Below are 7,935 nucleotides of genomic sequence, written 5' to 3' on the forward strand. Positions count from 1 at the left end.
TAAACCGGTATGCTTAAGGACAAGAAGAGACGATCGTATTGCGAGTGGCTCAAGGCCATTGACACCTTAGTCTCTTCTTCCTGCCCTTAAGTATACACTATTATCCCTATCTCCTTTATATGACATAGTTCTCGATTACTTCAACGAGAACTAATTCTCTTTTGAAAATTTCCGAAGCGCCTTATGTATCCCGCTTCCATATTGAAATGACTTTTTCGGAAGGTCTACGATATTTTCCGGCAAATATTCCCTGAAAGTCTCGCGCAAAATATATTTTTGCACTCCATCCCTGATCTTCAAGCCCGGATCCGACTTCACGGCAATATCAACGACATCTTTTTCGAGAAATGGATAGATCGGTTTCATTTTGAAATTATCGAATATTTTATAGTTATATACCAGATTCGTTTTTCCGATATTCTTGATATCTTGCAAAATCTCATCTCCAAAATTTTCCGAATAGGGATACCTCGCAAACCCGCCGAACAATGTGTCCGCGCCCTGTCCCAAAACCAATTTATCAAATCCGTGTTTTCCGATCTCTTCCAGGATGATATATAGCGGGACATTCAGATCCGTGATGAGCCTGTCAGTCGTCCCGACCAGTTCAACGGTTCTTGCAAAATATTTTCCCAGGTCCGTTTCTTCAAGAGAAATGATATTCAATTCAAAACCCAAGAGCTCAGCGGACTTCCTGGCATTGATGACATCATGGGAATCCTTAAATCCCACGCAAAATAACATGGGCATCGAATATTTTGCAACCAGGTAGGCCATGATTGAAGAATCCAGCCCTCCCGAAAATGCAACGGCAACTTTCTCAGCGCCAGAAACCGACGATCTCACCGCCAGATCCAAGGCATCATGGAGTTCCTTCTTCAGCTTATTCTCATTGTCATCGTATTTTTTTGGTTTCTCAAGTTTTTCAAAATCAGCAAGCATTATTTCATTATAAATAGTAAATCAGGCCTTTCCGTCCCATTCTTGAAAAAATCTGTCCAGATATGCTTCCATGAAACTATGGCGGTCTTCAGCAAGCTCCTTTGCGGTCTCGGTATTCATTCTGTCCTTGAGAAGCAAAAGCTTTTCATAGAAATGATTTATGGTCGGACTTTCGCTTCTGAAATATTCTTCCTTCGATTGATGTATGGACGGTTCTTTATTCGGGTCATACATCGGACGATTTTTGTGTCCGCCATAAGCAAATGTGCGGGCAACACCGATAGCCCCGATAGCATCAAGGCGGTCGGAATCTTGAACAACCTTGCCTTCAAATGTTTTCATTTCAGTTATTACGCCCGCACCCTTGAAGGACATGTTCATAATGATACCGCAGACTTGGTCAGTGGTTTCGGCGGATACGGAATATTTTTCAAGAATTTGCCGGGCTATTTTCGGCCCGACAGTGTCGTCCCCTTCATAAAATTTCCAATCCGCTATATCGTGAAGAAGTGCGGCAAGTTCCACTATAAGAATATCGACATTCTCATTTTTGCCGATGTGTTTCGCCATATTCCAAACCCTTACAATATGCCACCAATCATGTCCCGATCCTTCGCCTTCGAGTCTTTGTTTTACTTCATCGGCAATTTTTTGAATTGTTTTTTCCTGCTCCGTATTCATATAATTAAAAATATTTCTTCGCTCAAAATACGAAACCACGACTTGATAATAAGATATTCAATTTCAATTATTTGCTCAATTTTTCATTTTGCTTTTTTCATTTTTCATTTTCAATGTGTCCTCGGCAGGAATCCCTGTCCGCCGCAGGAGGAGAACCTGCCACCGATTATTCCTTCCGACTATTAAGATATAGCTCCATCAATTTCACGTCATTAACATCTTTTTGGCGAACATCTCCGTCCTTGATCCATCCGCGTTTTATATCAAGCAGAAATCCAACTGTAATATAACGAACGTCGCCTATGATCGTCGAGTGACGTAATAGATCATTAAACCTCCAGGTTTTTCCGAGAACGTCCCAGCTTGTTCTAATCTCAAAAATATTATCAGTAAGCACTTCGCACCCATGATTTTGTTCTTTTTTAAAACGGTTATTGCCAGAAAATTCCCTATATTCAGCTTCGGCTATGACAAGGTCGATGTCTTTGCCCTCACGAAGATTGAGCGCGTTCAGAATGCCGGAACCTATAACAACAGCGTTTTCTTGATTTAGGCCAAGCTCATCAAGTTTGCTTTTTATTTCCATGACCTGATAATAAGTTATTCAATTTATATTATTTGCTAATTTTTCATTTTGCTTTTTTCATTTTTCATTTTCTATGCGTCCTCGGCAGGAATCGAACGTCGTCGATCCTCTCCTCTTTGACACCTTGCGGTTTCAATACTTCCACCACGGGAAAACTCCCGTTTTCCCGACCCCTTTCCCATTCGATCCAAATCACAGCTTATTTTATTTTTCTGCGCTCTCGGCAGGAATCGAACCTGCATCACAAGCTTCGGAGGCTCGTGTCCTATCCATTGGACTACGAGAGCATGCTTCAAACTACAAACCAAACACCAAACATCAAATCTCAAAACCATATACCAAAAATAAAAAAGGAACTTGTCTGTATGTTTTTACTTTGTGGTTTTGGTCTTTGGTTTTTGGACTTTAGTATCTTTCACTGAAAATAACATCACTCCGAATTATTTGTGTTTCTCCGATAATTTACCAATATGATATGCCGCGATCCCGAATGCAACTGATACATTCAAAGATTCCTTAGCCCCTCTCATGGGAATCTCTATGATCTTATCCGATCTATCAAGCAGAGTTTTCTTCACTCCGCTATTCTCATTTCCAATGATCAATGCTACCGGACATTTCGGTTTATAGGCCGAGTAATCGATACTTTCAGGATTTTGCTCAAGAGAGACAATTTCAAATCCGTTTTTCTTCAATTCTTCTACGACCCTCCATGCCTGTTTTGCATATTCCCACTTTACACTCTCTTCGGCCCCCAAGGCAACTTTTGAAATTTTTCCTTTCGCCCTCTCGTCATCCGGCCGGCCGGATATGCCGCATAAATATATTTTGTTCACGCCGGCGCCATCGGCAGTTCTAAAAACAGAACCTATATTATGGAGGCTCCTGAGGTCATCGCAGATCACAACAAATCTTTCTTCTTTCGTCATTTTCATTATCATCTTAAAAATAGCCTCAAAAGCATGTACAATACGTTAATCGCCGCCGAAGCCGCATTGTAAGCTTTATTGTATTCATCGGTTCCATAATCCGCTTCATTCAAAGGGCGCATGGTGCGCGAATCAAGTTTCATAGAAAGTATTCTTCCGGCCTTTTCGACCATTTCCATATCTTTATCTCTATACAGCTCAAGCAATTCTTTGATATTATCATTAAATTCCTGGTCTTTTTTACTGGGATTTTCAATCGACTTCTTCTTCTCTTCCTGCCATTTTTTAAATTCCATTGCCTCTCCCCGGTTCATCCAAATCCCCCCGCATTTTTTGCATTGCTCGACTTCAAGTTCTTCCGGAAAATTAAAGTCCTTCAATCTCTCAAGTCCGATCCCGCATTTCGGACATGCTTTTTTCCCGTTACCCAAAAATGAATTCTCCTGAAGTTTGTCCAATTTTAGATTTTCGATCTTCTCGATCTCTTCTTTTGGAAGAGGGTAAAGCTCCAGACTGTCGAACCAGATACCTCCGCAATCAAAGCACTGGTCAAGTCTGATCTTTATTCCATATTGGCCTTCAGCAGCAACTTCATGAAGATCCTTGCCGCAATCCGGACACTTTGGATTTGTTCCCGCATTTTCCATTTTTTTGGTGTTTGGTTTTTGGTGTTTGGTTTTTTATCATTACATCCCCATCATCTTCCGGGCAAGCTCTTCATATTTCGCTCTTTCCTGCGGAGACATGGATTTGAATTTCGCAAGCATCTCGAATTGACTGGGATTTTCTTTCCCGCCCATAAGCTTTTTCATCTTCTCCGCGATATCCCGTTGCTCTTCTTCGCTCATATTCTGCATATTCTGGATCGCTTTTTTTGCCATCTCTCTCTGATTCTCGGGAAGGCTTTCCAGATGTTTATCGATCGCTTTGTCGACGATCTTCTTGCCGATCTTGGTTTTTGCCACTTCTTTCACTCCTTTTGCCATCACATTTTTTATTGAATCTTTTATTCCCATTTTTTTTGATTTAACTGTTTAATTATCATATTTTAGCATATAAATGCAAAAAGCGGAAAGAGTATCCTCGTCTTTGATTCTGTTGCTTTTTATCATCTCTTTTATCTCAGAAAGCGTGTATTTCTTCACTTTCACGTCCGATTCTTTTTCAAGGCCCTTCAGGTCCTGTTTACCGAATGAAAGGTCCTCCGCAAAAAACACATTCGCCTTTTGATTCGATGGTCCGTAGTATGCATAAAGCCAGCCGATCTTTTTCATTTTTCCTGCCGTTATTCCGGCCTCTTCCTTGAGCTCCTTTCGTGCCGCCATGATCGGGGTCTCTCCTTTTTCGATCCCTCCCGCCACAACCTGGATCAGGTACGATTTCGTCGGATATCTATATTGCTCTATGAGATAGAAATATTCCCCTTCTTTTGCTATCACGATCACATAATCGTTCCTTTCCAGAAGATAGTACCTGTGCACTTTTTTCCCCGAGAATGTGAAATCTTCCTCAGTGATCCTCATGTACTTGCACTTGTATGCAACCCTGGAATGCAATATTTTCACTTTCTTCTTTTTCATATTTTTATTCTATCAATTTCGAAGCATTGTCTTTGCCGTTCTCGATCTTTTCTCCGCCGATCTGGTCAACGATCTTCTGAAGCTGGCGAGTTCTGACTCCAGAAACCGCGTCATATTGTTCCGAAACCGATCTTATCCTGCTTCCGAGCCTGTCGACTTCTTCGTTGTATTTTGAAAATTCCTGTTTGAATTTGCTTATATATCCTATTATCTTGTGCAAATCTTCCTGGATCCTGAAATTGTCATAGGACTGCCTGATCATCCTTGAGATCGCCGCAAAAGAAAAGGGTCCCGTGATGATCACTTTCTTTCTCAGAGCATCTCCCGATATGTCGCTCAACTTGTCGCAGATCAGGCTGAATATCATCTCATTCGGAACGAAAAGGATCACAAAATCCATCGTTTTCTCTTCCGGATTTATATAATCTCGGCTCGTCACCTGCTTTATTTTCTGTTTGACATCGGTCTTGAACTGATCGAGATATTTCTTCTTCTCAAGCTTGTCGTCCACTTCCTGGTATTTTACGAGCGACTGATAAGGGAATTTCGCATCTATGTTTATTTTTGTCTTATCGGGAAGCTTGATCGTAATGTCCGGCCTGTTGGCGTTCGTGTCCTGTGCCAGATTCACCACATAATCCAGATCTTTCACGAACCCGATCATCTTCAGGATATTTTCCGCAACTTCCTCCCCATATTTCCCGCGAAGCTGATTATTTGAAAGTATGTTCTTCAGATTATCCGTGGAATCTTTCAGTTTTGTTGTCACGTCTTTGTGTTCCTCAAGAATCGCCCGAAGATTGGAGAATTCGCTTATCCTTTCTTTCTCGGTGTTTTCGATCTTTTTCTGGCTTTCGCTGAGCTCGCTGTTTATCTTTTCGACAAGTTCCTTGATGACATCTTTTTTTCCGTCGAGATATTGCTCGTTTCTTTTCATCTTTTCTCCCTGCAATTCCATGAACCTATCCCGCTCTTCTTTCAAAAGCTCCCTGTTCCTTTCTTCGAGAGACTTCAGATTTTCATCCGCTATCCTTTTCAGATAACCCATCAAAGGCCTTTTAAGAAGCAAAAAAAGCGCTCCGAGGACAATGATCGCCGTGATTATGTTGGTTATTATCTGTTCGAACATGGAATAAATTTAGAATTTATATACAAAAACAAACTGCTTTTGACAGTTAGTATTTTAGCACTATTAATACCTTTTTACAATAAAAAAAGTTAGAAGTTCAGTTATTGCCTTCTAACTCAAACATACGACATTGCGAAAGCGACATCTTCAATCGCTTTCATTTGTTCCTTTCCGGGATTTGGGAACAGTTCATCTATGATCATACAGACTGTTTCCACAACCTCTTCCCTTATAGCGGCAAACACCGGCTGCATTTTCCTTACTTCATCAACTTTTTCTGCGCTCACAATTGGAACGCCTCCTGGCCATGCATAAGGTCCATGATAGGGCCCTCCCTTATCGTCATCTACACTTGTCATATATCTTCACCTCTTCTGTTCAAATTCGGTTTACTTCATGTAAAATATACTGTTTATATTGTATCATATAACGTAATATTTGTCAATATCTTGGGATAAAAAAATGACCAGCGTGTTTCTGGTCTAATTTTTCATCTTTCTCGCAATTGCCATGATCGTAACGATGGCTGCGATCGCCTCCATCCCAGGAGCAGGTTTAGCGCCTGTTGGGAATTCTTCCGTTTGTTTTGCCTTTGATCGCCTCAGCACTTCCTGCGGATCTATCGGAGTTTCTTTGACACCTGATGTCGGCAAGGTTCCAGCCGATATTTTGTTTGGCGCATTATTTACTTGCGCCACTGGCTGGCTTGGAGCCTGGGGTAAAGAAGAAACAACATTTATTATTATGTCAGAAATTATTCCTTCTCCCAGAATTCCGGCATCAAAAACTTTCAGTCTTATCTTATGCGCTCCCGGCCTCGTAAACACCACAATACAAGTTGGTTTTTCCGAGCTGCAGAGCTTTTCGTCATAGGTAAGATCGAACCATTCATATCTCTTGATGGCGTCTCGGGCTCTTCCGTCGGGATCTCTGGACCTTGTCGCATTCAATGTGACATTCTGTCCCAGAATCGCGGTCTTTGCCGTTGCCGTTGCGTCAGCAACTGATGGATCATTTTGTGCCTCTATGACCGGAAATGAAAGATTTCCGTATCCGACTTTGCCGAAACTGTCTGTCACCCAAAGATGAGCGGTGAAGACCCCCGAATTCCCTATCGTAAACTGAGGATTTTTCGCGGTTGATCTCAGGATCACGTTTCCCTCATAGGCGGTTATTTCCCACCTCCAATTTACGATCGAATCTCCTTCTTCATCATAATCTTGGCCCGACGTTGAACCTGTGGACGATGCCGTGAATCTTTTTCCTTCATATACTTCAGGCGGAAGTTCGATGGAAGACTTCGGCAACGAATTCTGGCCCAGCGACCTGATCGGGATCTCGATCTCCATCCGATTGCTCTCGATCGAGCAAGCGTTGAATGCGGAAACTCCGATCTTCGGACTGCTTTGGATGCTGTCTGAGATGACCTTGAAACTTACCCTGTTTCCATCACTGATCCTTTGAAATATCCCCTGGTCATATTTCCAGACATATGTCTCGCCATGATTGGATGCTCCTCTTACAGCCTCAAGCTGGAAAACGTCTCCAGCCATCAGAAAATTCCGCTTCTTGATCTCGCTTCCGCTTATAGCCGCATACTTCAGATTGTCGATGTGAGGCATCGGATTGCCCATAACCGTAAAGATCACATCTCTGCTGTCCGATGCCTGGCCGTTGTCAGTTACCTTCAGGGTAAAAACATAAGACCCGGCATGGTTTGCAATATCCGATGTGACTTTCACATTCTTCCCGCTTGCATAGAGAATTTTTCCGAGATACCAATCAAAGCTCGCGATCGATCCATCGATATCATAAGAAGCCGATCCGTCCAATGTCGGCGGACCTTCGCATTCAAAGATCTTATTCGGATCTACGACAGGCTTTGACACAGGCTGGCTATTGATCGCCAGCACCGGCATAGCGAAAAACAACAATACAAAAACGGACCATACTAACGCATATTTCCTCATTATAATCACTCCTTTTCGTCTTTTCGCATTATTTCAATGATAATGTGCATTGCCTTTAATCTCTTAAAGACCTTATATTATACTATAATATACACCATTTTGTCAACACCGCAATTTG

At 42.0% G+C, this 7,935-nt stretch carries 10 protein-coding genes and 1 tRNA gene; all 11 read right to left on the minus strand.

All coding sequences use genetic code 11. The features are described 5' to 3' along the window. Nucleotides 1–150: 150 nt before the first annotated feature. A complete protein-coding gene (locus WC788_09690) occupies nt 151–942 on the minus strand; it encodes an asparagine synthase C-terminal domain-containing protein (protein MFA6097868.1) in 792 nt (263 codons plus the stop codon). Between the two features lie 21 nt (nt 943–963). Beyond that, on the minus strand, nt 964–1,623 hold the full coding sequence (locus WC788_09695; GenBank protein ID MFA6097869.1) for an HD domain-containing protein: 660 nt from the start codon (nt 1,621–1,623) through the stop codon (nt 964–966). A 166-nt stretch (nt 1,624–1,789) separates the two neighbouring features. Then, a complete protein-coding gene (locus tag WC788_09700) occupies nt 1,790–2,209 on the minus strand; it encodes a hypothetical protein (protein ID MFA6097870.1) in 420 nt (139 codons plus the stop codon). 215 nt (nt 2,210–2,424) lie between these two features. Next, a tRNA-Arg gene (locus tag WC788_09705) sits at nt 2,425–2,496 on the minus strand. Between the two features lie 153 nt (nt 2,497–2,649). Beyond that, complete coding sequence (locus WC788_09710; GenBank protein MFA6097871.1) at nt 2,650–3,150, minus strand: TrmH family RNA methyltransferase; 501 nt, start codon at nt 3,148–3,150, stop codon at nt 2,650–2,652. Further along, nucleotides 3,147–3,785 (minus strand): zf-TFIIB domain-containing protein, encoded by a 639-nt coding sequence (locus tag WC788_09715; protein ID MFA6097872.1) that lies wholly within the window; start codon nt 3,783–3,785, stop codon nt 3,147–3,149. The genes WC788_09710 and WC788_09715 overlap by 4 nt, the downstream gene beginning before the upstream one ends. Nucleotides 3,786–3,824: 39 nt before the next feature. Next, entirely contained in the window at nt 3,825–4,154 is a 330-nt protein-coding gene (locus WC788_09720; protein ID MFA6097873.1) for a hypothetical protein, read from the minus strand. Between the two features lie 18 nt (nt 4,155–4,172). Then, nucleotides 4,173–4,718 (minus strand): NUDIX hydrolase, encoded by a 546-nt coding sequence (locus WC788_09725; protein MFA6097874.1) that lies wholly within the window; start codon nt 4,716–4,718, stop codon nt 4,173–4,175. 4 nt (nt 4,719–4,722) lie between these two features. After that, a complete protein-coding gene (locus tag WC788_09730; GenBank protein MFA6097875.1) occupies nt 4,723–5,847 on the minus strand; it encodes a DNA recombination protein RmuC in 1,125 nt (374 codons plus the stop codon). A gap of 116 nt (nt 5,848–5,963) precedes the next feature. Next, on the minus strand, nt 5,964–6,206 hold the full coding sequence (locus WC788_09735) for a hypothetical protein (GenBank protein MFA6097876.1): 243 nt from the start codon (nt 6,204–6,206) through the stop codon (nt 5,964–5,966). A gap of 123 nt (nt 6,207–6,329) precedes the next feature. Beyond that, complete coding sequence (locus WC788_09740; protein ID MFA6097877.1) at nt 6,330–7,817, minus strand: hypothetical protein; 1,488 nt, start codon at nt 7,815–7,817, stop codon at nt 6,330–6,332. Nucleotides 7,818–7,935: the final 118 nt, after the last annotated feature.

This window comes from Candidatus Paceibacterota bacterium, assembly GCA_041661265.1.
In the GTDB taxonomy this organism is placed as follows: Bacteria; Patescibacteriota; Minisyncoccia; order JAHIHE01; family JAGLIN01; genus JBAZUT01.

Bases quoted from the DNA above. Each gene is read 5' to 3' on its own strand.
- WC788_09690 (MFA6097868.1), bottom strand. From the start codon at position 942: ATGCTTGCTGATTTTGAAAAACTTGAGAAACCAAAAAAATACGATGAC.
- WC788_09695 (MFA6097869.1), bottom strand. From the start codon at position 1,623: ATGAATACGGAGCAGGAAAAAACAATTCAAAAAATTGCCGATGAAGTA.
- WC788_09700 (MFA6097870.1), bottom strand. From the start codon at position 2,209: ATGGAAATAAAAAGCAAACTTGATGAGCTTGGCCTAAATCAAGAAAAC.
- WC788_09710 (MFA6097871.1), bottom strand. From the start codon at position 3,150: ATGATAATGAAAATGACGAAAGAAGAAAGATTTGTTGTGATCTGCGAT.
- WC788_09715 (MFA6097872.1), bottom strand. From the start codon at position 3,785: ATGGAAAATGCGGGAACAAATCCAAAGTGTCCGGATTGCGGCAAGGAT.
- WC788_09720 (MFA6097873.1), bottom strand. From the start codon at position 4,154: ATGGGAATAAAAGATTCAATAAAAAATGTGATGGCAAAAGGAGTGAAA.
- WC788_09725 (MFA6097874.1), bottom strand. From the start codon at position 4,718: ATGAAAAAGAAGAAAGTGAAAATATTGCATTCCAGGGTTGCATACAAG.
- WC788_09730 (MFA6097875.1), bottom strand. From the start codon at position 5,847: ATGTTCGAACAGATAATAACCAACATAATCACGGCGATCATTGTCCTC.
- WC788_09735 (MFA6097876.1), bottom strand. From the start codon at position 6,206: ATGACAAGTGTAGATGACGATAAGGGAGGGCCCTATCATGGACCTTAT.
- WC788_09740 (MFA6097877.1), bottom strand. From the start codon at position 7,817: ATGAGGAAATATGCGTTAGTATGGTCCGTTTTTGTATTGTTGTTTTTC.